This is a genomic window from Methylovirgula sp. 4M-Z18 (assembly GCF_037890675.1).
Taxonomy (GTDB): domain Bacteria; phylum Pseudomonadota; class Alphaproteobacteria; order Rhizobiales; family Beijerinckiaceae; genus 4M-Z18.
Window position 1 is genome coordinate 3,830,469 of record NZ_CP149574.1, and the last position, 24,291, is coordinate 3,854,759.

21 protein-coding genes are annotated in these 24,291 nt (G+C 61.8%); 12 read left to right on the plus strand and 9 right to left on the minus strand.

Going from position 1 to position 24,291, the window contains the following annotated elements; genetic code table 11:
- Positions 1-14 precede the first annotated feature (14 nt).
- From adh to V9T28_RS17670, 4 genes are all read left to right on the plus strand, one after another.
- Entirely contained in the window at positions 15-1,532 is a 1,518-nt protein-coding gene (gene adh / locus V9T28_RS17655) for an aldehyde dehydrogenase (protein WP_116402506.1), read from the plus strand.
- Positions 1,533-1,700: 168 nt separating this feature from the next.
- Entirely contained in the window at positions 1,701-2,057 is a 357-nt protein-coding gene (locus V9T28_RS17660; RefSeq protein ID WP_116402505.1) for a DUF779 domain-containing protein, read from the plus strand.
- 80 nt (positions 2,058-2,137) lie between these two features.
- Positions 2,138-2,467 carry a TfoX/Sxy family protein gene (locus V9T28_RS17665; RefSeq protein WP_116402504.1) on the plus strand — a complete coding sequence of 110 codons (330 nt, stop codon included), beginning with the start codon at positions 2,138-2,140 and terminating at the stop codon, positions 2,465-2,467.
- A 188-nt stretch (positions 2,468-2,655) separates the two neighbouring features.
- On the plus strand, positions 2,656-4,635 hold the full coding sequence (locus V9T28_RS17670; protein ID WP_245424222.1) for an oxidoreductase: 1,980 nt from the start codon (positions 2,656-2,658) through the stop codon (positions 4,633-4,635).
- A 285-nt stretch (positions 4,636-4,920) separates the two neighbouring features.
- Here V9T28_RS17670 and V9T28_RS17675 read toward each other — a convergent pair whose 3' ends face one another.
- On the minus strand, positions 4,921-5,580 hold the full coding sequence (locus tag V9T28_RS17675; RefSeq protein WP_116402503.1) for a YXWGXW repeat-containing protein: 660 nt from the start codon (positions 5,578-5,580) through the stop codon (positions 4,921-4,923).
- A 772-nt stretch (positions 5,581-6,352) separates the two neighbouring features.
- On the opposite strand from V9T28_RS17675, the gene V9T28_RS17680 reads away from it, so the two are divergent.
- Together V9T28_RS17680 and V9T28_RS17685 are read left to right on the plus strand one after the other, a co-directional pair.
- A complete protein-coding gene (locus V9T28_RS17680) occupies positions 6,353-7,039 on the plus strand; it encodes a DJ-1/PfpI family protein (protein ID WP_116402501.1) in 687 nt (228 codons plus the stop codon).
- Positions 7,040-7,079: 40 nt separating this feature from the next.
- Entirely contained in the window at positions 7,080-8,192 is a 1,113-nt protein-coding gene (locus tag V9T28_RS17685) for an SAM-dependent methyltransferase (RefSeq protein ID WP_116402500.1), read from the plus strand.
- A gap of 497 nt (positions 8,193-8,689) precedes the next feature.
- On the opposite strand, the gene V9T28_RS17690 is transcribed toward V9T28_RS17685, so the two are convergent.
- Positions 8,690-9,718: an alcohol dehydrogenase gene (locus tag V9T28_RS17690; protein ID WP_116402499.1), complete on the minus strand. Its 1,029-nt coding sequence runs from the start codon at positions 9,716-9,718 to the stop codon at positions 8,690-8,692.
- A gap of 383 nt (positions 9,719-10,101) precedes the next feature.
- Here V9T28_RS17690 and V9T28_RS17695 point away from each other — a divergent pair, with 383 nt between their 5' ends.
- Together V9T28_RS17695 and V9T28_RS17700 are read left to right on the plus strand one after the other, a co-directional pair.
- Entirely contained in the window at positions 10,102-10,497 is a 396-nt protein-coding gene (locus V9T28_RS17695) for a nuclear transport factor 2 family protein (RefSeq protein WP_199500269.1), read from the plus strand.
- Between the two features lie 18 nt (positions 10,498-10,515).
- Complete coding sequence (locus V9T28_RS17700; RefSeq protein WP_116402549.1) at positions 10,516-11,244, plus strand: hypothetical protein; 729 nt, start codon at positions 10,516-10,518, stop codon at positions 11,242-11,244.
- Between the two features lie 14 nt (positions 11,245-11,258).
- On the opposite strand, the gene V9T28_RS17705 is transcribed toward V9T28_RS17700, so the two are convergent.
- Positions 11,259-12,206, minus strand: coding sequence for a GlxA family transcriptional regulator (locus V9T28_RS17705; RefSeq protein WP_116402497.1), 948 nt, complete (start codon positions 12,204-12,206; stop codon positions 11,259-11,261).
- Positions 12,207-12,350: 144 nt separating this feature from the next.
- On the minus strand, positions 12,351-13,253 hold the full coding sequence (locus V9T28_RS17710) for a LysR family transcriptional regulator (protein WP_116402496.1): 903 nt from the start codon (positions 13,251-13,253) through the stop codon (positions 12,351-12,353).
- Positions 13,254-13,366: 113 nt separating this feature from the next.
- On the opposite strand from V9T28_RS17710, the gene hglS reads away from it, so the two are divergent.
- From hglS to V9T28_RS17730, 4 genes are all read left to right on the plus strand, one after another.
- Entirely contained in the window at positions 13,367-14,764 is a 1,398-nt protein-coding gene (hglS, locus tag V9T28_RS17715; protein WP_116402548.1) for a 2-oxoadipate dioxygenase/decarboxylase HglS, read from the plus strand.
- Positions 14,765-14,774: 10 nt separating this feature from the next.
- Complete coding sequence (locus V9T28_RS17720) at positions 14,775-16,193, plus strand: FAD-binding oxidoreductase (RefSeq protein ID WP_116402495.1); 1,419 nt, start codon at positions 14,775-14,777, stop codon at positions 16,191-16,193.
- Positions 16,194-16,222: 29 nt separating this feature from the next.
- Entirely contained in the window at positions 16,223-17,746 is a 1,524-nt protein-coding gene (amaB, locus tag V9T28_RS17725; protein WP_199500267.1) for an L-piperidine-6-carboxylate dehydrogenase, read from the plus strand.
- Between the two features lie 224 nt (positions 17,747-17,970).
- A complete protein-coding gene (locus V9T28_RS17730) occupies positions 17,971-19,254 on the plus strand; it encodes an NAD(P)/FAD-dependent oxidoreductase (protein WP_116402493.1) in 1,284 nt (427 codons plus the stop codon).
- A gap of 11 nt (positions 19,255-19,265) precedes the next feature.
- Here V9T28_RS17730 and V9T28_RS17735 read toward each other — a convergent pair whose 3' ends face one another.
- From V9T28_RS17735 to V9T28_RS17755, 5 genes are all read right to left on the minus strand, one after another.
- Positions 19,266-20,753, minus strand: coding sequence for an HAL/PAL/TAL family ammonia-lyase (locus tag V9T28_RS17735; protein ID WP_116402492.1), 1,488 nt, complete (start codon positions 20,751-20,753; stop codon positions 19,266-19,268).
- 75 nt (positions 20,754-20,828) lie between these two features.
- The gene (locus tag V9T28_RS17740) at positions 20,829-21,611 is read right to left on the minus strand and encodes an ABC transporter ATP-binding protein (protein WP_116402491.1); all 783 of its coding nucleotides are present in this window, start codon (positions 21,609-21,611) and stop codon (positions 20,829-20,831) included.
- Positions 21,612-21,622: 11 nt separating this feature from the next.
- A complete protein-coding gene (locus tag V9T28_RS17745; RefSeq protein ID WP_116402490.1) occupies positions 21,623-22,345 on the minus strand; it encodes an ABC transporter permease in 723 nt (240 codons plus the stop codon).
- Between the two features lie 8 nt (positions 22,346-22,353).
- Positions 22,354-23,007, minus strand: coding sequence for an ABC transporter permease (locus tag V9T28_RS17750; RefSeq protein ID WP_245424225.1), 654 nt, complete (start codon positions 23,005-23,007; stop codon positions 22,354-22,356).
- A 425-nt stretch (positions 23,008-23,432) separates the two neighbouring features.
- Positions 23,433-24,290 carry a transporter substrate-binding domain-containing protein gene (locus tag V9T28_RS17755; RefSeq protein WP_116402489.1) on the minus strand — a complete coding sequence of 286 codons (858 nt, stop codon included), beginning with the start codon at positions 24,288-24,290 and terminating at the stop codon, positions 23,433-23,435.
- Between the last annotated feature and the right edge of the window lies 1 nt (position 24,291).

Sequence of the window (24,291 nt, forward strand, 5' to 3'; positions counted from 1 at the left end):
TGGGAGGAAATGGCATGAACAAAGTCGAATTTTCACGCGCGACGAAAATCCCCTTCGCGGAGCGCTACGATAATTTTATCGGCGGCAAATGGGCCGCGCCGAAATCGGGGAAATATTTCGAGAATATCTCCCCCGTCACGGGACGACCGCTCGGCGAGATCGCCCGGTCCGATGCCGCTGACGTCGAAGCGGCCCTCGATGCCGCCCATAAGGCCAAGGACGCCTGGGGGAAGACCTCCCCAGCGGAGCGCGCCCTGATCCTCAACCGCATCGCCGACCGGATGGAAGAGAATCTCGATCTTCTGGCGCTTGCCGAAACCTGGGACAACGGCAAGCCGATCCGCGAGACGACCGCCGCCGACCTGCCGCTGGCCATCGACCACTTCCGCTATTTTGCCGGCGTCCTGCGCAGCCAGGAAGGTAGCATCTCCGAGATCGACCACGACACGATCGCCTACCATTTCCATGAGCCGCTGGGCGTCGTCGGTCAGATCATTCCCTGGAACTTCCCGCTGCTGATGGCGTGCTGGAAACTTGCTCCCGCGCTTGCCGCCGGCAATTGCGTCATCATCAAGCCGGCCGAACAGACCCCCGCGACCATCCTGCTGTGGGCGAGCCTCATCGGCGACCTTCTGCCCGAAGGCGTGCTCAACATCGTCACGGGCTTTGGCCTTGAGGCCGGTAAGCCGCTCGCGTCCAGCCCGCGGATCGCCAAAATCGCCTTTACCGGCGAAACGACGACCGGCCGGCTCATCATGCAATATGCGTCGCAGAATCTCATTCCCGTGACGCTGGAGCTCGGCGGCAAGAGCCCCAATATCTTCTTCCAGGACGTCACCGCGGAAGACGACGACTATTTCGACAAAGCGATCGAAGGCTTTGTCATGTTCGCGCTCAACCAGGGCGAAGTCTGCACCTGCCCGAGCCGCGCGCTGGTGCATGAGAAGATCTACGACAAGTTCATGGAACGCGCGCTGAAACGCGTTGAGGCCATCGTGCAGGGTGATCCGCTCGATCCCGCCACCATGATCGGTGCCCAGGCTTCGTCCGAACAGCTCGAGAAAATCCTGAGCTACTTCGACATCGGCCGCAAGGAAGGGGCCGACCTCCTGATTGGCGGCGAGCGCAATCATCTGCCCGGCGACCTCGCCGGCGGCTATTACGTCAAGCCGACGGTGTTCAAGGGCCACAACAAGATGCGCATCTTCCAGGAAGAGATCTTCGGCCCGGTCGTTTCGGTGACGACCTTCAAGGATGACGACGAAGCGCTCGCCATCGCGAACGACACGCTCTACGGCCTCGGCGCGGGCATCTGGAGCCGCGATGCCAACCGCTGCTATCGCTTCGGCCGCGCTATCCAGGCGGGACGCGTGTGGACCAATTGCTATCACGCCTATCCGGCGCACGCGGCGTTCGGCGGTTATAAGCAATCGGGCATTGGCCGCGAGACCCACAAGATGATGCTCGATCATTACCAGCAGACGAAGAATATGCTGGTAAGCTATTCGCCGAAGAAGCTCGGCTTCTTCTGATCGGCTTGCCAAACCAAAACCCTTCTCTCGTAACACAAACCGGGTATACCCGGTTTGTGCATTCTTGATGCTGAACTCGGGCAGGCCCGAGTTCAGTGCGGGAGAAGGGTTTTGCGGATTCGAAATCCGCTTCCCCATTCCGAATGCCTGCGCACGAGACTACCTGCCATGGCTGAGAAAATATCCTTGGGAAAGGTCACCGCGACGCCGGAGGCTGTCGCCCTCCTCGACGAAATCATCGCCGAACACGGGCCGGTGCTCTTCCATCAATCGGGCGGCTGCTGCGACGGCTCCTCGCCCATGTGCTATCCGCGCGGTGATTTCATTGTGGGCGATCACGACGTCCTCCTGGGCGAAATCGGCGAGACGCCGGTCTTCATCAGTGCATCGCAATACGAAGCATGGAAACATACCGATCTGATCATCGACTGCGTGCCCGGGCGCGGCGGCATGTTCTCGCTCGACAATGGCCGCGAAAAACGCTTCCTCACCCGGTCGACGGTCTGCGCAATGCCGAAACCGTGAGATCGCCGTCACAAGGCCTGGCGACAAAACGCGTCATGCCCTAAGACCAAACCCGGACTTACCGCATAGGGACAGACCGAATGGCAAGGGACGCGGGACTCGAGGAACTGGTGCGCGACCATCTCGCCCCGGAATTGCTGCTTAGTGAGCGGACGATGTTCGGCGGCTATGCGTGGCTGCTCGACGGCAATCTCCTGTGCGGCGCCCGCGACGACGGGGTGCTGATCCGGCTCGGCAAAGGCAACGATCAATGGGCCTTGGCGATCGATCGCATCGTCCCGATGATCTCACGCGGCCGGGCCATGTCGGGCTGGGTTCGGGTCGCCCCCGAAACCTTTGCCGACGAAGCGCTCGCCCGAAGACTCATCAGCGCGGCTTTGGCCTTTGTGCGGACGCTGCCGCCCAAATAGTAGCTCGTTATTGCCCCGATCCCCGCGCTTGACCTGGTTCGCCTTTTCGAGGATTGGAGAATCATAAGGGCGGGAACAAGTCGGGCGACCAGGCATGAGCATGCGGCTTCCAGCCGATGTCGTTCCATGCAAAGTTGCCGCTGTCCGCCCCGCGCATTTCGCGCGCATAGGGAAAAGGCGAGGCAAACGTGGCGGCGGTTCCTGAAATTCAATCGAAGCTTTTTCCAAACCTCTTTCAACCGCTGACGATCCGCGGCACGCGCATCAAGAACCGCATCATGTCGTCGGGCCACGACACGTATCTGCCTCAACATGGCCTCGTGTCGGATGCCTATATCGCCTATCAGGAGGCGCGTGCGCGCGGCGGCACCGGTCTGATCGTGACGCAGGTCGCCGGCATTCACGACACCGCGCGCTATACGTCCCATCTGATCATGGCGACCAGCGATACCTGCATCCCAGGGTACCGGCGCTTAGCGGACGCCTGTCATCGTCATGGAGCGACGGTCGTCTCGCAGCTCTTCCATCCCGGCCGTGAAATCATCGAGAGCGCCAACGGCTTGCTGGCCGTCGCCTACGCGCCCTCCGCCGTTCCGAACGAACGCTTTCACGTGATGCCGCGCGCGCTCGATCCGGCGATGATCCGGCAAATCGTCGACGGCTATGCGGCCGGCGCCAAACGCATGCAAAAGGCCGGTCTCGACGGCGTCGAATTCGTCGCCTCCCACGGTTATCTGCCATCCCAATTCCTTTCTCCGAAGACAAACAAGCGCACGGACGCCTATGGCGGCTCGGTCGAAAACCGCGCGCGCTTCTTGCAGGAATGTTTGCAAGCCATGCGCGACGCTACCGGCGAGGATTTCATCATCGGGATGCGGCTTTCACTCGATGAAAATGACGATCTCGTCGGCATCGAGCCGAATGACTGGTTGCAGGCCGTTCCGCTGCTGGACGGATTGGTCGATTATTATTCGGTGACCTGCGGCACATCGGCGAGCCTCGGCGCGGCCGTGCATATTACGGCGCCGATGGCTTACAAAGCCGCCTATGTCGCGCCTTATTCCGCGCGCCTGAAACAGCATACGCATGTTCCCGTTTTCGTGACCGGCCGGATCAATCAGCCGCATGAAGCGGACATGCTCATCGCGAAGGGCGAAGCGGATCTGTGCGGCATGACGCGCGCATTGATCTGCGACCCCGACATGCCCGCCAAGGCGCAAGACGGACGCACCGATGACATTCGTGCCTGCATCGCCTGCAATCAAGCCTGCATCGGCCATTTCCATAAGGGACTGTCGATCTCCTGCATCCAGCATCCCGAAACCGGGCGCGAACTTGAATTCGGCACCCATATCAGAACGGAGACGAAAAAGACCGTCATGGTGATCGGCGGCGGCCCTGGCGGCATGAAGGCGGCGGCTATCGCCGCAACACGCGGTCATGACGTCACCGTCTATGAGGCCTCCGCCCAGCTGGGTGGACAGGCACTTCTCGCGCAGCTTCTGCCCGCGCGCGCCGAGTTCGGCGGCATCATCACCAATCTCGCGCGGGAGTGCGACGCGGCGGGCGTCAAGATCAAGCTCAAGACACCAGTCGACCGGCACTTGCTCGACGCCCTTCGCCCCGATGCCGTCATCTTGGCGACCGGCGCAATCCCTTACGTTCCCACGTTCGAAGCCGATGACTCCGTGCAGATCCTCACGCCCTGGGACATTTTGACGAAGCAGGTCAAGGCGCGCGGCAATGTGGTGGTGGCCGATTGGAAATCGGATTGGATCGGCCCCGGCATCGCGCAAAAGCTCGCGCAGGAAGGACATTGCGTGCGCATCGCCGTGAACGCGCCCACATTCGGCGAGGCGCTCCCGCTGTACGTGCGCGACACACTGGCGGCGACAATGCACAAAATGCAAATAGCCATCACGCTCTATGCGCGGCTATTTGGCGCGGACCAGCGCATCGCCTATTTCCAGCACACCACGTCGAACGAGCCGATCCTATTCGAAGATGTCGACACGCTGGTGCTCTCGACCGGACATCAGCCGCGTGCGGACCTCGCGGTGACCTTGAAGGACTTGAATATTCCCTTTCAGATGATCGGCGACGTCCTCGCCCCGCGCACGGCGGAAGAAGCCGTCTACGAAGGTATGTGCGCGGGACGGAATGTCTGAAGCACGGGCGGACGGGCGAAACAGCATCATTTGAGCGAGCCGGACTCTTCGCCGAACGCGCGGAACATGGCGACGCGCGAATTGCGGCTGCTGCGGTTTCCCCCAACATGCGCCACACATAAAAAGGCCCGGTCGCGGGGGAGCGACCGGGCTTAGGGGCCATAAGAGGGGAGAAGCTGATTCGCATCAGCTCCCAAAGCGTGACACAAACCGTACACAAGTCAACGCCATATTGCCGTGACCCAACGTCAAGGCTTTCACCGGCGTCTCGGACTTAAGCCAATTTTAGCGGCGCGCCCACATGCCCTGGCGCCAGACCCACTGGCCGCGATCCCAGTCATAATGCCCCTGCACCCAGACAAAGCGCGGTCCAGGCGGCATGGGGCGCTCCTCGGCAAGGGGGGCGGGCATCGGCGGCACATCGCCGCGCACGAAATGGCCACGCATCCAGAACCAGTTGCCGCCACGCCAGACCCAACGACCCGGCAGCCAGGCCATGCCTGGGCGGACGGCCGGCATCATTTCGACACGCGGCGCGGGCATGGGTCGCTCCATCGGAGCGCCCATCTGCACCGAGACACCTGGCACGCGCACCGTGACGCCCGGCTGAGGCGGCTCCACGGCAACGCCTGGCTGGCCTGGCTGCTGCCGGTACATACCCGGCTGCTGTTGCATGTTACCTTGTTGCGGCTGCATTCCCGGCTGCCGCTGCATTCCAGGCTGTTGCTGCTGCTGCTGTCCGCCCTGTTGGCGACGCATCTGCTGGCGGCGGCGCATCTCTTGTTGCTGTTCGGGGGTCAAATTCTGCCCTGCGGCGTCCGGCGCAGGCTGCGCTTGGGCCATCAAGAGCGATGATCCCGGCGCGGCGCCGGCACCCGATACCGTCAGGATGGAAGCCGACACAATGGCCGTGAACAACGTTTTGGCTAGCAATGTGCGATGCATGATTTACTCTCCTTAATAAATCCGCGGCACTTTGGAGCGTTGTCGTAGCGACCTAATTCGGGGCTATTGACCCAATTGCGGTCTAACGCCCCAATCGACCGTACCCATAGGCTAACCCCTCCACGTGAACGCGGCATGAACAGCCGACGCGACCGGATGGAGGTGGCGCCCAGGCAGGGCAGTCGCCTGGAAAACGGGGCGATCCAAAGTCGGCGGTCGGCGCGAGGCCATTTCTTAAGAACGAGGCTCGATTGCGGACCGCCTTACGCTCCCTTGAAACGCCACATTCCACTCAAAAAATCCGTGAAATATAGCATAATATATTGAATAATAACATATATTCATCCTTTCAGTTCGTTCCCAAAAACTGTTCACGTACTTACCAATCGTTCACACGTAGGGCCCGTCAACCGATATGCGATGGTTTGCAATCGAAATAGACGGCTCCCTTTTTGCTCCCTCGTGCGATCGATCCCGTCCTTGAACGTCTTCAACCCGGCCTGTAGGGCATCCACTTGCCACGCGCCTCGTGCGCGTCGGGCCGCTGGCTGATGCATTTGCAATTCCCTGATAAACAAAATGTTCACTATATGTTCTTTGTCGGGATTTGTCAAATTCCCGCTGTTAATGTCAGGAACATAGATCGTTGCAAAAGTCGGTCGCAAAAGGCAAACTTTAATCGGGATTTTCGCGACGAAGCCTATGGTCAGCTGCAGACGCATGGGTTCGCCGGCTAGAAAGCAGCCGGCGTTAGATTGAGAGGAGAGCTACCGTGGTAGAGTCCCCTATCCTCATCGTCGAAGTTCTCTATCCCGGCCTTACGCAACTCGACTTCACCGGGCCGCATACAATTTTCTCGCGGATTCCGGGTGTTGATGTCATCGTCGCCTCTGAGCCCGGCGGACCAATCGAGAGCGACGATCGGCTCACCTTCGCAGGAACGAAGAGGATGTGCGATATCGCGCGCTGCGACCTGCTGTTCGTCCCCGGCGGCCTCGCTTCGACCGACGTGATCAACGATCTCGCATTCATGGCCGAGTTCAAGCGGCTGGCTATGGGCGCGCGTTATCTCACCTCTGTCTGCACCGGCTCGCTAGTTCTGGGGGCGACGGGGCTTTTGAAAGGTAAACGTGCCGCCTGCCACTGGGCTTGGCGCGATATGCTGCCGTTGTTCGGTGCAATCCCGGACGCGGGACGGGTCGTGCGCGACGGCAACGTGATCACGGGCGGAGGTGTCACAGCAGGCATCGACTTCGCCCTGGTCGTCGCGGCGGAGCTTTCCGGCGAGACGTTCGCGCAGTCCCTGCAGCTCAACATTGAATACGCTCCCGCGCCGCCATTCGACTCAGGTCGGCCGGAAACCGCGCCACCGGACGCGTTGGCAATGTCCCGGGCGCGCTACTCGAAACTTCTGCCGGGTCGGCTCGAGGGCGCGAAAGCGGCGGCGGCGAGGATGTGAGGAGCGTCGAAGTTAGGCCAGCTCAGCGATCAAGCACAGGATGGTTGTCGCGAAAATCCTGATACCGACAAAATACAACCAGGACATTAGGGCAAGAACCATGGTGACTGGCGGTAAGACCCTGGGCGCGGCCATGGAAGGCCACGGCGCCTATAATGCCAACTCGGGCTTGCAGGCGTCGGGCGCAGCGTTCGCGCTTCCTTTGCTCATCGAAGCCGCAAATGCGATTCCTCTCGACGGGTCCAGCAGCCCCATCGTGGTCGCAGATTACGGTTCTTCGGAAGGACGCAATTCAATTGCCGTGTTCAAGGCGGTGCTACCGCATTTGCGCGCACGGTCTGCACGGCCTATCCTTGTTACGCACACAGACGTGCCCACAAACGACTTCAGCACGCTGTTCGACCTCGCTGCATACGACAAAGGCGGCTATGCCGGCGTCGACGGTATCTTTGCGTCTGCGGTCGGCCGATCATTTTACGAGTCTGTTCTGCCGCGAAACTATGTTCACCTCGGTTGGAGTTCATATGCGGTGCATTGGCTGAGCAGACCCCCGTCGCCTGTCACAGGCCATTTCTTTTCCGGATGCGGGCAACCTCACGAACGCGAGGCGTTTGCAGAACAGGCGCGTGCCGACTGGGAGATGTTTCTGACATTGCGGAGCCGAGAGCTGTGCGCGGGCGGTCGTCTTGTCATTGTCGTACCGGCTCCGTTCCAGAAAGGCGCATCAACGCTGATGCCGTTGTACAACGCAGCCAATGACGTGCTTGCCGACATGGTGCACGACGGGACGTTGGAGGGCGCAGAACGCGAGGCTATGGTCTTGCCCATACATATTCGCACCCTGGACGAGCTGCTTGCTCCGCTCGCGGCACACGAACTGCACGCGGTGGCCGCTTTAATCGAGAAGTTCGGAGACGGCGCGCATCAGGAATATCAGGTGTCAGGCGACGCGGCGGCCCTCGCGGCTCGGCGCGCGGGGTTCTTTCGCGCAACGTTTGGTCCGACGCTGGCGTCGGCGCTCCGCCGAAGCGATGAGCTCGACGAAGGTCGCTCCTTTCTCGATCAGCTTGAGTCTGGGTTGAAGCGGCGGCTCGCTGGTATGACGCAATCGATTAATTCTGCCGTCGCACTGCTCGTTCTCGAAAAGCGCTGAGGCTGGCGAAGCCCTTTATCGAGGCGAGAATCTTCTGTGAGCGACAACCGGAGTCAGCTCTCCGAACATCGCTGTCGCGGAAATGCTGACTTTTTGACGCTCCAACCCGTAGCCTGAAAGCCTACATCTTTTCCTGTTGCATATGTCAGCCGCAAAAGTCGGCCTTCGAAGGGGGACTTTTGCGACCGCATCGGAGCGGCTGAGGCCAACCAACTTGCGCCCACAATGCGGGCGACTTCTGACATTCTGTGCAGTCGTCTTCTGAAAGTGACACCGGCGCCGGTTCAGACAGCGAAGCGGTGAAAAGGTTGATTTCTCATCCCCTGAACCTTGTCTCGGACTCTTGGCACATCAGCGACTGTCATCCCGGGCTTCGCGCCGCGATGACAATGTGGCCGTCTCATCGGTCGTAGCTTTCGTCGATTTTGCCTTGTGGTCGTGTGCCGGACATGTCGATACGTCCCAACGCGATTGCCTTGGACTCCCAGGTCCTGGGCTCAGGCTGCGCCCTGCATCTCGAGGACCATCCGGAAGCGCGCTTCATTGGCGAGCATCTTCGCATAGGCCTTTGGCGCCTGTTGGAACGGCACCTTCTCGATCGTCGCCCGAACATCCTGGAGCAGGCTGAAATTGAGGGCGTCCTCGATATCGATCGGCGCGCCCGTATTGGTCCCGACGACGATCCGTTCGCCGAAAAGCATGTCGGAGACGTTCACCGACATGGGCTCGAAGCCCGCGCCGACCAGGATCAACTGGCCTTTGGGTCTCAGGCCACGGATCAGCGGCCCGAAGGTCGCGGGGCTGGAGGCCGTTGCGACAATGGCGCTGGCGCCTCCCAATTCCAACAGCGCCTCCGCAGGGTCCTTTGCCGCGCTGTCGATATAGAGATGGGCGCCAAGCGCGAGTGCAAGATCCTTCTTGCCCTCTCCGCGCGCGATCGCAGCCGTGCGGAAACCCATGTGCCGCGCGAACTGCACGGCGAGATGTCCCAGGCCGCCGATCCCCTGGACCGCGACGAGATCACCAGCCCGCGCAACGGACTTTCTGAGCGCATTGAACGTCGTCACGCCCGCGCACAGCAACGGCGCGGCATCGGCCGACGTCATGGTGTCGGGAATGGAGACGAGCGCATGCTCGCTCGCGGTCATCATCTCGGCATAGCCGCCGTCGACATGAAGCCCGGTAATCGCCTGGTTCGAGCAATTGACGAAATCGCCGCGGCGGCAGGATGCGCAGTCCCCGCAACGTCCCGTCAGGAAGCCGACACCCACGCGCTGGCCGATCGCCCAACGGGAAACGCCCTCGCCGATCGCGTCGATACGGCCGACGGCTTCGTGCCCCGGCACACGCGGGTAGCTGAGACCCGGAAACCCGCCTTCGACCGTCAGCGCGTCGGTATGGCAGACGCCGCACGCTTCGACCACGACGCGCACCATGCCCGGACGGGGATCCTCGACCGCGCGGTCGACCAGCTCAAGCTTACCTTCCCCAACCGCCTGATAGGCCCTGTAATGTGTCTGCGCCATTTCTTTCCTCCGATCTGGGATGCGTTGTGGTCAGGCATACTGGTTGCGAGCGATCTAGCGGCGTTCAGGCGAGTTGTTCGCACCCGGCCGTGACGAGATGCTCTGATGCTCGCCTGCCCTCCCCATGGCTCGATCAATATTCGATATCGATAGTGAGTGGCTTCAGCGTCGCAAATGACGAAAACACTGTGAATTCTGGTCATTCGCGATACGACACGCTTGGCGAAAGTCCGGGATGACGTCCCGAAACATCGGTATTTCCGTCATTTGCCGGGTCCGCCACTCCCCATAGAGTGGAGACACAAGCTTGATGCGGCACGCGTCAACGATAGCTGTGTCTGCCGCGTCCAGAGGTAGATTTGACCCGAAATGAGGAGATGGGCATGGCGACCCCTGCCGAGAACAAAGCGATCGTCCTTGAGGCTTTCGACACGCTTTTCAACAAGCGCGACTATGCGAAGGCCGCGACATTCTGGTCGCCCAACTACATTCAGCACAGCGCCCATATCCCGCCCGGCCGCGAAGGGCTGTTCAATCTCGTGAAGTCCTTCCCGGATACGCTTCACTATGAAAATTCGCTGATTTTTGCCGATGGCGATGTCGTGATGTTGCACGGCCGATTCACTGGAACCGGAGCACCCGCCAATCTGATTGCCGCAGATATCTTGCGGATGGAAAACGGAATCCTCGCCGAGCATTGGGACGTGTTGCAGGATGAAGCGACCAAGGAGCAGTCCAAGAGCGGCTTGCCCATGTTTGGTGACAGCTTCCCAGGTTAGAGGCGGAGGGACATGCACATGAGCGACCTTCTCGATGTCGCCGTGAAGGCGCATGGCGGTCTCGATGCTTGGAATCGCCACGCATCCGTCTCGATCGACCTGTCGATTGGCGGCGGGTTATGGGATCTCAAAGGTCAGACGGGGCTCTTTGCCGCCAGCACCTTTGACTCTGACTTACGCGCGCAACGGGCAACCTTCGGGCATTTTGGGGATGCGAAACGACGGATGCGTTTTTCGCCCGAGAAACTATCGCTCGAAACCACCGAAGGATCGATATTGGCCGTTCGCGACAATCCGCGGGCAGCTTTTGCGGGGCACGTCAACGAGACGCCTTGGGATGGATTCCATGCCGCGTATTTCTGCGCCTACGCGTTGTGGACATATGTGACCCTGCCGTTTCTCTACACCTATCCGGGTTTTGCGACGGAGGAAATTGCGCCCTGGCAGGAAGATGGCGAGACATGGCGCAGGCTCAAGGTGACTTTTCCTGCAAATATCGCGAGCCACACGCGCGAGCAGGTGAGCTATTTCGGGCCGGACGGAATTTTACGGCGGCACGATTACGCCGTCGACGTGCTCGGCGGCAGCCAGGGTGCTCATTACGTCCACGATTACCATGATCACGACGGGATTCTGGTGCCGCATCGGCGGCGCGTTTATCCGCTCGGTCCGGACAACAACAAGATCGCCGAGCCGATCCTCGTCTCGATCGACATCAAGCGCCTCCACTGGGAGCCGGCGGGCTAAACACGTGCCATCGGCTAACCTTCGGCCCCGAAGCGCGTGGCACGGCGGATCGTCTGCGGCGGGAGCCCGAACGTTCGAAGGAACGCGCGGCGCATGCGCTCGCGATCGGTAAAGCCATTCTCGACAGCGATCTCGTCGAGCGAATGGCGGCTCTGCTCCAGCATCAGCCGCGCGGCTTCCACGCGCAGATTCTCAATGGCCCTTGCCGGCGTCTTGCCGGTTTCCGCACGGAAGGCCCGGCTGAACTGACGCGGGCTGAGATTGGCGGCTCGCGCCAACTGCTCGACGCCGAGCGCGGCGCGAAGATTCTGCTGTGCGAAGGTCAGCGCATTCTGGATCCGGTCGGACTTGGGATTCATCTTCAGCAGGTTCGAATGCTGCGACTGCCCGCCCGCGCGGCGGTGATAGACGACGAGATTCTGCGCCACGACACGGGCGAGGTCGGCGCCATAATCCTTCTCGATCATGCCCAGGGCGAGGTCGATGCCCGAGGTCATGCCGGCCGACGTCCAGATCGGACCATCGACGATGAAGATGCGATCCTCCTCCATCTTGACCTTGGGGAAACGCGCCTGAAGGTCGCGCGCGAAGTGCCAATGGGTGGTCGCCCGCCGTCCGTCCAAAAGTCCGGCCTCGGCAAGCATGAAGGCGCCGGTGCAGATCGACGCGACGCGCCGACACCGAACGCTGGCTGCGCGAAGAAAGGCGATCAGGCCGTCCGACACAGGCGCCGGCTTCATCAGCCCGCCAGCGATAACCGTATCGAAATCGCCGGGATCGCCGAACCGTTCGGTCTCGAGGGCCGCGCCGAGGGTGCTCTTCACCGGCCCACCCTCTTCCGACAGGATGGAAATATCATAGTGCCGCTCGCCGGCGGCGACATTCGCGATCTCGAACGCCGAGATTGCCGCGAAGCACATCATCTGAAATCCGGGTGAGAGAACAAGTGCAACGCGGGGCATAGTGGCTCCTGCATGTCCTAAATTAGGAGTTTACTCATTAATTAGGACACGACCGTCGCAACTGACAATGGGTTTTTCCCCGCACTCACCGTTCCAGAGGCCAAGAAGCGCCGCATTCGCGACGTCGAGCCAACCCTCCGCCTGTCATGGCTGCGTCGGTACCTGACCCAAGAGCCAGTCCTGGAATTCGAGGGCCATCGGGGTTTCCTGCCGCCCTTCGGGCAGCACGACATAATAGCTGTTGTCAGTCGACATCGGCTGATCGAGCACAATTCGCAACGTGGCCGACGCCAGTTCCTGTTCGATCAGATATTTAGGCAGCAGGGCAAAGCCGAGACCCGCCACCGCCGCTTCGATGATCATGTTGAACTGATCGAAGCGATGGCCGTGATAGGCCTGCGTCCACCCGCCGCCATTCATCTCGAACCATTCGGCCCAAAGTTTCGGCCTCGTCGCGAGATGCAGCAGCGGGCGATGCGCAAGGTCTTGCGGCGCGTGGATCGCATGGGAGGCGATCAAAGCGGGGCTCGCGACCGGCACGATGATCTCGCCGCAAAGATAGGTGCATGTCGCATGCGCCCAGATCGGCTGGCCATAATGGATCGCGACATCGAACGCATCGGCGGCCATGTCGAAGGGCTCGGAACGGGACGCGATGTTCAAAGTGACGCGCGGATGTCGCCGCGCGAAATCCGGCAGGCGCGGCAACAGCCACCGGCTGGCGAAAGTCGGAAGCGCGGCGACGGAGAGCACGCTCGTGCCGTCCGAAGATGCCATCGCGCGCAAAACCACCTCTTCCATCTGGCCGAGCATGCGCGACACATCCGGCAGGAGCGCCCGGCCGCTCGCCGAGAGGACAACGCGCTTGCGCACCCGCTCGAACAGATTGACCCCAAGTTGTGCCTCCAGCGTCCGGATCTGCCGGCTGATGGCGCTTTGCGTCAGGTTCAGCTCGGCCGCCGCGCGGGTGAAACTGCCATGCCGCGCGGCACATTCGAACGCCTGCAGGACGGCAAAATCCGGTATGAGGCTCCTACCTAAGTTCATTCCATACTCGCATGAACATAGTCATAAAAGTCGCAACATCGAAACGATCTAACGCGATATGATGAAAATTACAAATGATCTCCCACCGAAATGACCCTGTGAAGGATGGCGTGATGACCGAGAGTGCATTCGTTTCGAGCGATGTCATCCGTTCGGATTTTTCTGCGGCAATGTCCGCAATGTATCGCGACGAAGTCCCCGCTTACGGCACGCTGATAGGGCTGGTCGCCAAGGTCAACGCCGCTGCGCTTGCCGCCGATCCGGGATTGAAGGCACGCCTCGAAGCCACGGATTCCCTCGAGCGCATTTCCGAGGAACGGCACGGCGCGATCCGCCTCGGCACGGCGGCCGAACTCGCCATGATGCGGCGGGTCTTCGCTGTCATGGGCATGTCTCCGGTCGGCTATTATGATCTTTCCACCGCCGGCGTTCCGGTGCATTCGACAGCTTTCCGGCCCGTTGGCGCGGCGAGCCTCAGACGCAATCCGTTCCGTGTCTTCACCTCCCTGCTCCGCCTCGACCTCATCCCCGATGCCGCATTGCGGGAGGAAGCTGCCAAGGTGCTCGCCACGCGCCGGATCTTCACGGACGGCGCCATCGCCCTCGTGGAAAAGGCCGAGCGGAACGGCGGCCTCAATGCCGCCGATGCGGGCCGTTTCGTCAACGAAGTCCTCGAAACCTTCCGCTGGCATGACAAGGCGATCGTCAGCGCCGAACTTTACGAGCGCCTGCATGACGCGCATCGGCTGGTCGCCGACGTCGTTTCGTTCAAAGGGCCGCACATCAACCACCTGACGCCGCGCACGCTCGACATCGACAAGGTCCAGGTGCTGATGCCGGAGGAAAGCATCGCACCGAAAGCCGTGGTCGAAGGCCCGCCGACGCGCCGGTGCCCGATCCTGTTGCGCCAGACGTCCTTCAAAGCGCTGGACGAGCCGGTCTCCTTCCTTGGCAAAAGCGGCGAATGGAAGCCTGGCTCGCACACGGCCCGTTTCGGCGAAATCGAACAACGGGGCGTCGCGCTGACGCCCAAGGGGCGCGCCCTTTACGACAAGCTCCTGAATAACGCACGCGACCGCGTGACGCCTGCCGCCGACGGTTCGAATGCCGGAGCCTATGAGGCCGCGCTGGCCGAGGTCTTCAAAGGCTTCCCCGATGACTGGAACGGCATCCGTGCGGCCGGGCTCGGCTATTTCAGCTATTCGCTCACGGAGAAGGGCCAGTCCGCCACGGGCCACCAAGCTGATCTCGAAACCGCGATCGCGCAGGGGCTCATCCAGTTCGATCCGATCATTTACGAGGATTTCCTGCCGGTCAGCGCGGCCGGGATCTTCCAGTCGAACCTCGGCGACGACGCGGCGAAAGAATTCGTGGCGAGCCCGAACCAGCGCATGTTCGAGCGCGATCTGGGTGCGCCTGTTCTTGACGAGTTCGCGCATTATAGTGAGATCGAGCGCGCCTCCTTGCAAACCTGCGGGAGCGTCCTCGATAGACATCTCGCCGCGGAGTGACACAGGAACCATGATTGAAGCCAGCCCTATTGACGCTTTGCGCGCGCTGCTTGGCCCGCAGGGACTTCTCGTTACGCCAAGCGATATGGCGGCTTACGAAACGGGCGCCCGCTACGATCAGGGCCGCGCCGCTTTCGTGGCGCGGCCGGCGTCGACAGCGGAAACATCCGCGGTCGTTGCCTATTGCGTGCGGAACGGCATCGCGCTGGTGCCGCAATCGGGAAACACCGGCCTCGTCTCCGGCTCGACACCGGATGCAAGCGGCCAGCAAGGCGTGCTCAGCCTCGACCGGCTGACGGGCATCTTCGAACTCGATCGCGTGAACCGATCGGTACAAGTGGGCGCGGGCCTGCGTCTGTCCGACCTGAATGCGCGGCTCGAGGCGGACGGCCTGTTCTTTCCGATCGACCTCGGTGCCGACCCGCGCCTCGGCGGTATGATCGCCACCAACACCGGCGGTTCGCGCTTCCTGCGCTATGGCGACGTGCGCCGCAATACGCTCGGGCTCAAAGTGGTCTTGGCCGACGAGGCCGGCACCGTGCTCGAACTGGGCACCGGCCTACGCAAGGACAACACCGGCATCGACTGGAAGCAGATGTTCATCGGCACGTCCGGCGCCTTTGGCGTCATCACCGAATGTGTGCTGAATTTGGAGCCGCTGCCGCGCCAGACGGCCACGGCCTTCCTCGTGCCCTCTGCGCTCGACCGCGTGCCGGACCTCCTGACGGCCATGGAGCAGGCGCTCGGCAACGATCTTTCCGCTTTCGAGGGGTTGTCGAAAAACGCGGTCACGGCCGCGCTGAGCCATGTACCGTCGCTGCGCAATCCTTTTCAGGCTGGCATCGTGCCGGAATTCGTGATTCTCGCGGAAATCTCCCGCTCGAACCTTCCGCGCGCCGGCGAGCAACCGCTCGACGCGGTGATGGAAGAGGTGCTCGGCGCGATCTTCGAGCGTGAGGACGCTCTGCTTGCCGACGCGTTCATCGGGCGGCCGCAGGAAATGTGGGCGCTGCGCCATGCGCTGTCGGAGGGCGTCAAGCATCTCGGGCGGCTCATCGCTTTCGACCTGTCGTTCCGGCGTGGCGACATCATGCGCTTCCTCGACCACATGAAAGCCGAAATGCCGAAGCATTTTGCCGATGTCCTGATCTGCGATTTCGGCCATATCGGCGACGGCGGTGTGCATTTCAATCTCGTCGTCCCGAAGGACGATCCGCGCCTGCGTGACGCCGGCTTCGAGACCGCCTTGCGCGAATGGGTCTTCAGCGTCGCCGTCGAGGAATTCCATGGCAGCTTCAGCGCCGAGCATGCGATCGGCCGCAAGAATCAAGCCTTTTACGACCGCTACACGCCGCACGACATCCGCCGGCTCGCCACAGACCTGAAGGCAATCGCCGCGCCGGGGCCGCTCGGCAGCGTGACCTTTTAAAACCCAATCATGAAATGGAGAACGAACCCATGACCTCGGTCAACGTGAAACAGGAAACCGCCAGCCTGCTCGACAAGCTCGGCGTGCCGCGCGCCGCCTGGACGGGTGGCGACATGGCCTCCTTTAGCCCGGTGAGTGGCGAGGAAATTGCAAAGTTGAAGACGGCGTCCGCCGACGAAACCGGCAAGGTCATCGATGCGGCGCATGACGCCTTCAAAGCCTGGCGGCTCGTGCCCGCGCCGCGACGCGGTGAATTGGTGCGGCTGCTCGGCGAGGAACTGCGTGCCGCCAAGGCCGATCTCGGCCGCCTCGTCTCGATCGAGGCCGGCAAAATTCCGTCGGAAGGTCTCGGCGAAGTTCAGGAAATGATCGATATCTGCGACTTCGCGGTCGGTCTTTCCCGCCAGCTTTACGGCCTGACGATCGCGACCGAGCGTCCCGGCCACCGCATGATGGAGACGTGGCATCCGCTCGGCGTCGTCGGCATCATCTCCGCGTTCAATTTCCCGGTTGCCGTCTGGTCCTGGAACGCGGCGCTCGCGCTCGTGTGCGGCAATGCGATTGTCTGGAAGCCATCGGAAAAGACGCCGCTGACCGCGCTCGCATCGCAGGCGATCCTCGAGCGCGCCCTCGCTCGCTTCGGCGATGCGCCAAAGAACCTCTCGCAGGTCCTGATCGGCGACCGCGCGATCGGCGAAGCCTTGGTCGATCATCCCAAGGTCGCGCTCCTCTCGGCCACCGGCTCGACCCGCATGGGCCGCGAGGTCGGTCCGCGTTTGGCCAAACGGTTCGCCCGCTCGATTCTCGAACTCGGAGGCAACAATGCCGGCATCGTTTGCCCCTCGGCCGATCTCGACATGGCCCTGCGCGCCATCGCCTTCGGCGCCATGGGCACCGCCGGCCAGCGCTGCACGACTTTGCGCCGCCTCTTCGTGCACGAAAGCGTCTACGACCAACTCGTGCCGCGGCTGAAGGCAGCTTACGCAAGCGTGTCGGTCGGGAACCCGCTCGAAACCTCGGCCCTGGTCGGTCCGCTCATCGACAAACAGGCTTTCGATGCCATGCAGAAAGCCTTGGCCGGCGCAAAAGCTGCGGACGGCAAGGTCTCGGGGGGCGAGCGCGTGAACGGTGCAGGCGAAGAGACCGCCTACTACGTCAAGCCGGCGATCGTGGAAATGCCGCAGCAATCTGGACCCGTGCTCGAAGAGACCTTCGCGCCGATCCTCTACGTCATGAAATATGCCGACTTCGACCAGGCACTTGCGGATCACAACGCGGTTGCGGCAGGGCTTTCGTCCAGCATCTTCACCCTCAATATGCAGGAAGCCGAACGTTTCCTCGGCACGGACGGATCCGACTGCGGCATCGCCAATGTTAACATCGGCACGTCCGGCGCCGAGATCGGCGGCGCGTTCGGCGGCGAGAAGGAGACGGGCGGCGGCCGCGAATCCGGATCCGACGCCTGGAAAGCCTACATGCGCCGTGCCACCAATACGGTGAATTTCTCGAAGGCGCTGCCGCTCGCGCAGGGTGTTTCCTTCGACATCGCATGATGCCTCTGGCCATGGGCGGCGGGCGTTGACCCGCCGCTGTCATTTTCACCGCAACAAAGCCGCCGAAACATCACGTAACTGGTGACTCCTTTGCGAAGGAGTCCCAAGATGATGACGAGCAATCAAATAGCCTTAAATTATGCGACAAAATGACCGACTATGTGTTCGGCCAGGACTCGCGGCGACACGTGCAGCGCGAACCGGCCATCTAAAGGAATTTTGACATGCTCGACGACGCCCGCTCCCACGGACTATGGGAGAAGACCGCACCGGCGGCCCCCGTCACAGGACCGCTGGAGACCGACATCATTGCGGATGTCGCCATTATTGGCGGCGGTTTTACGGGCCTGTCGGCCGCCCTGCATCTGGCCGAAAAGGCGCGCAAAGTCGTGGTCTTGGAGGGCGCCGAAATCGGCTTCGGCGGCTCGGGCCGCAATGTCGGCCTGATCAATGCGGGCATGTGGGTGATGCCGGACGATCTGCCCGGAGAATTGGGTCAGCCGCACGGGGAACGGCTGCTGCAACTTCTCGGCGACGGGCCGCGCGCGGTGATGGACATCATCGACAAGCATGGCATCGCCTGCGAACTCGAACGCAACGGCACGCTCCACTGCGCGGTCGGAACGGCCGGTCTCGCGGAAATCGCCGAGCGCGCGCGACAATGGCAAAAGCGCGGCGCGCCGGTCACGTTGCTCGACGCTGCGGAAACGGCCCGGCGGACCGGCACCGAAGCCTACGCCGGCTCCCTCCTCGACATGCGCGCAGGAACTCTGCAGCCGCTCGCCTATGTGCGCGGGCTTGCCCATGCGGCGGTGCGCGCTGGCGTGACGCTGCACACCCAGTCCCGTGTCAGTTCCTATACTCTCGAAGGAAGCGGCTGGAAGCTTTCGGCGGGACGCGGTGCCGTCGTCGCAGATTGGATCGTCGTCGCGACCGACGCCTATGGCGCTGGACCTGGCGACGCCGTACGCCGCGAGCAGACGCTCTTGCCCTACTTCAACCTTGCGACCCAGCCGCTTGCCCCACACTTATGCGCCTCCATCCTTCCGGGCCGCGAAGGGGCATGGGACACCAAGGAAATCCTGTCGTCCTTCCGCATGGATCACGCGGGCCGGCTGGTGTTTGGCAGCGTCGGCGCTTTGCGCAATACGGGAACGGCGATCCACCCCGCCTGGGCGAAACGTTCGCTCGCCCGCCTTTTCCCGCAACTCGGCTCCGTCGACTTCGAGTATCAATGGTACGGCAAGATTGGGATGACCGAGAATGCTTTGCCGCGCTTCCATCGCTTCGATCGCAACGTCGTGGGTTTTTCCGGCTACAACGGGCGCGGCATCGCGCCGGGAACGGTTTTCGGCCGCACGCTGGCCCAGCACATTCTGGGCGAGCTTGGAGAAGCGGATCTGCCCTTGCCCGTCACCGAACTGCAGGCGCCTGCATTCCGGCGCGTGAAGGAAGCCTATTATGAAGCCGGTGCGCAGATCGCCCATCTGACGGGCGAGCGTTTTTAAGGCGTCGGAGATCAGGCTGCGGACAGAAGGGTCAGCAATCGCCTCGCCGCAGCGATATCTGAAGCCAGGGGCCGATCATCGCGATAAAGAGATACAACGTCCCGCACCATGCGATAGTAAGAGTCCGTGCCCGGCGCGCGGGCAAGGTCGTTTTGCTGCAGGTCATAGGCCTGGGCGCCAGCGAGCAACTCGATTGCAAGGATGTTCTCGACGTTGTCAAGGATATCATGTGCCTTCAACGCCGCCGGTGTTGCATGAGACAGATGGTCCTCTTGCAAAGCAGATGTGATGCCCCCATCGAGGCTGGCAGGGCTGGCGAGGCGGCGGTTGAGCGCGACCAGCGAAGCCGCGGTGTATTGCGCGATCATGAAGCCGGAGGTGGCGCCGGTGTCCGTTGCCAGAAACGGCGGCAAACCGCTCACCATCGGATTGAGCAGCCGATCAATGCGCCGTTCCGCCATTGCCGCCACTTCAGCAACAGCAATCCCGAGCGTATCCATGGCAAGGCCAATGTGCGGCGCGACCGCATGGGCTTCGGAATAGACTTGCGGCGCTTCCGATGTGCCCATCACGGCGGGATTGTCGGTGACGGAGGCGAGTTCCCGGTCGATCGTCGCGCCAATGGTCAGAAGAGCGTCGCGCACCGCGCCATGCACGTGCGGTACGGCGCGCAAGCTGAGCGGATCCTGGGTTTGGCGGCCTGCCGAAGCTTCGACGATGGCGCTGCCATTAAGAAGGGCGCGGAGCCGTTGACCGGTCTCTTGCGTGCCGTCGGATACGCGCAAGGCAAGGGAGATCGGATCGAACGCGGCCAATTGGCCGCGCAAATTCTCAAAACTCATGGCCGCCGTGACATCGGCCCATTCGACAAGGTTGCCGGCCCGCGCCAGCGCCAAAGCGGCAAGACCGGTGACGCATGGCGAGCCGTTGACGAGGCTGAGCCCTTCCTTGGCTTCGAGCACGAGCGGCTCGCGCCCGATGCGCGCGAGCGCGGCGCCGCCGCTCAGCCTCTCGTCCTGCAGCGTTGCGAAGCCTTCGCCGATCAACACCAACGCAATATGCGCCATGTGGCTCAGATAGCCGACGGAACCAAGCGCCGGCACTTCTGGAATGCAATCATGCGTGAGCAAGGCAAGGAGTTGCTCGGCCACGACGGGACGCACGCCCGAACGGCCGTGCGCATAATTGTTCACGGCCGCAGCGACGATGGCTCGCGTCTCCGTTTTGCCCAGCGCGGCGCCCACGCCGACGGAATGGCTCATGACTATGTTACGTGACAGCGCACGCTGCTTCGGGCCATCGACGATGACATTGGCAAGGCCACCGACGCCGGTATTGACGCCGTAAGCGCGAATGCGCTTTTCGACAATCGCATCGACGATGGAACGGGCATCGCCGATGCGTTGCCAGGCGGCGGGGGAAAGGTGAAGTTCAGCGCCGCCGCCGATCGCGGCGACTTGTTGCCAGGTCAGGGGGCGGTCGAGTGTGATACTAGTCATGCCAGGCATCAAAAGAGGTCATGGAACCCTCTCGAACATCGCGAGAGGAATGGGCGGGATGGGGCGCAATAGGCGTCAATGATGGTGTTGGCTCGAGATGAACTGCTTGAAGCGTTCCGACTTCATCTCCTTGAACAATTCATCCGGAGACCCATCCGCTTCCACCTCGCCTTTGTGCAGGAACATCACCCGGTTGGACACGTGGCGGGCAAAGCCCATTTCGTGGGTGACGACGAGCATGGTGCGGCCTTCTTCGGCGAGGCCGCGCATGACGCGCAACACTTCGCCAACGAGTTCGGGATCGAGCGCCGATGTCGGCTCGTCGAACAGCATGACCTTGGGCTTCATCGCCAAGGCGCGCGCGATCGCGGCGCGCTGCTGCTGGCCGCCGGACATATGTGATGGATAGTAATTGCGCCGGTCGGCGAGGCCCACGCGTTCGAGCAAGGCTTCAGCCTCGGCGATGCACTCGGCCTTGGGGCGGCCGAGCACGTGCACCGGCCCCTCGATCAGATTCTGGAGGACCGTCATATGTGACCAGAGATTGAAACTCTGAAACACCATGCCAAGCTCGGAGCGGATGCGATCCACTTGCTTGCCGTTGGCAGGCTCCAGATGGCCCGATCTGTTGCGGCGCATTTCGAGCTTTTCGCCGGCAACGATGATCTCGCCCTCGTCCGGCGTCTCGAGCAGGTTTATGCAGCGCAAGAAGGTGCTCTTGCCGGAGCCCGAGGCGCCGAGAATGGAGATCACATCGCCCTGGTGGGCATCGAGCGAGATGCCCTTGAGCACTTCGTGATCGCCGAAACTTTTGTGGATGTTTTTCACGCTGAGCGCGATTTCGCTGGAAGAGCTCACGGAATGTCCTTTCAGCCGACGATGGTGCGGGGCGTTTGCGCGCTGGGTGGCATGAACCGCAGATGCGGAGAGAGTAGGCGCTCGACCCAGCCGAGCGCCAGAATGGCGAGAAAGCCCACTGTCAGATAAATGATACCGGTGAGGGCCAGGGTCGCGACCTCATGCAAGGTCCGCCGCCCGACCGCCTGGGCAACGCCCGTCATTTCGACGACGCCGATGAGGCCAGCGAGCGACGTCGATTTCAGCATCAGCACGACCTCGGTGGAATAGGCCGGCAACGCCTGGCGCAGGGCATTTGGCGCGATGATGCGGCGCAGGAGCTTGAAGCCCGACATGCCGATGGCGCGGGCGGCCTCGATTTCCTTGGCCGGAACCGCGAGAAGGCCGCCGCGGAAAATTTCCGCCGAATAGGCTGCAGTACAGAAAGCGAGGCACATGACCGCCGTCCAGAAGCGGCTCGCAAGCACCCACCACATCGGCGGGAGATGAAAGAACATGAACTGCGCGAGACCGTAAAAGATCAAGAACATCTGAATCAGCAGCGGCGTGCCGCGGAAGAAGAAGATGTAGGTCTTGGCAAGGCCGGACAGGATCGGATTCGCGCTCATCCGCATCCACAAGATGAGCATCGCAAGCACCGCGCCGATCGGGACACAGAGCGCGAAGAGCGCCAGGGTGGTCGGCAGTACGGCCAGAATTTGCTGAAACGTGGTGACGAGAAAATTCATGTCCATGGCGGCACCTACATTCCAACCGGGCGACGGAAAGTCTTGGCGACACGCCGCTCGCCGGCGTTGAACATCCGGGTCGAGATGCTTGTCAGGACCAAATAGAGACAGGCGCCCACGATGAAGAACATGAAGAATTGCTTAGTCGATCCCGCCGCCTTGTTGCTCGCGTTCATGATCTCGACGAGCCCGGTGACGGAAATCAGCGCCGAATCCTTGATGCTGAGCTGGAAGACATTGCCGAGGCCGGGAATGGCGTAGCGCATGATTTGCGGCGCGATGATGCGGCGGAAGCGCATGAAACGGTGCATGCCGATCGAGCGCGCCGCCTCGATCTCGCCCTTGAAGATCGCCGTGTAGGCGCCGCGAAAGACCTCCGCCTGGTACGCCGCGGAAATCAAGCCGACCCCGAGCGCGCCGGCGAGGAACGAATTGATCACGTGGCTGTCGCCCAGCCCTAGCGCACTCACGGTGTTGCCGATCAGGTCGACGACCTTACCGAAATAGACCATGTAGATGATCAGAAGTTCGGGAGCGCCGCGCAGGACGACGGTATAGATATTGCCGACGATCTTTGCCGGCACATTGTCCGCGAGCTTCGCCCAAGTCACCAGCGCGCCGACGATCGCGCCGATGATCATGGCGAAGACGGTGACTGCCAGGGTCATCGCCGCGCCGCCGAGGAGATAAAAGCCCCAGCCAGTTTGGCCGAATCCAAGCTCCGAAACAAGCGACGAGACTCGATCAACAAACGCAGTGAAAAGGTCCAAGGCTTGGCTCTCCTCTTCGGGTGGGCCAGTGAGTTGCGCAAGCATTCCACCGATGATGTGCGCATTCGTCAATGACCGGGCCGGGCCCGGTCATGCCGTGAAGTTCAGGCTCGTCGCAGCACGAAACCTACGCCAAATCATACCAGTGGCGCTTGCATCGAACTCATGTGACGCCAGCAATTGTCATCCCGGGCTTGACCCGGGATACAGCGCCCCAACCTCGACGGCGCGAGATTGGCCTGTCCTGCAGCGCCAGCGATGATTCATGCGTTGCACGGCTGATGGATCCCGGGTCAAGCCCGGGATGACATCGAGGCCGGCACTCAGGGCGTCGCGGCCGGGGTCACGTCCAGCTTGAACCACTTCAAGCTGAGCTTCTTGACGGTGCCGTCAGCAATCGCGTCGGCGATCGCCTTGTCGAACTTGTCCCGCAGGTCGGCGTCGTCTTTGCGGAAGCCGGGGCCAATGCCCTTGCCCCAGATAGAACCGCCGATTTGCGGACCGACCAGCACCATCTGATCGTTACCCGGCTTGGCAAAGGCCGAGGTGAAGTAGGTGTCATCGTCAAAGGCGACATCGATACGATTGGCCGTGACGTCAAGGTCATGCTCAGGCGCGGTCTTATATTCGGTGATGGTGGCGATATCGCCGAAATTGTTCTTCACAAAGTCGGTGTAGACGGTGGCGGTCTGGATGCCGATCGTCTTGCCCTTCAGCGCCTTGCGCAGAATTTCGACGGTAGCCTTGTCGTGCGCCGCGTCGCCGGTGAGCGACACCATGGTTCCGGTGCCGTCCATCTTGGCAAGATCGCTGCTCTTGAGGCCCGCGAAGCCAGCCGGGGTTTGTGCGTAGGGGCGCGAGAAGGCAATTTGTTGTTCGCGTTCAGGCGTGATCGACATCGCATCCATGATGACGTCGAACTTGCCGGCGTTAAGGCCGGCGATCATGCCGTCCCAATCCTGGGCGATATATTTGCACTCGACCTTCATGCGCGCACACAGATCGTTGGCGAGCTCAATTTCAAAGCCCCCCAGCGTTCCGTCGGGCTTCGTCAAGTTCCATGGCTCGTAGTCGCCTTCGAGGCCGATCGTAACGGTCTTCCAGTCCTTGGCTTGAACTTCGGGCGCCGCCGCAAATGCGGCGAGCGCCAGGAATGCGGAGATGGCAACGGTCTTCTTCATG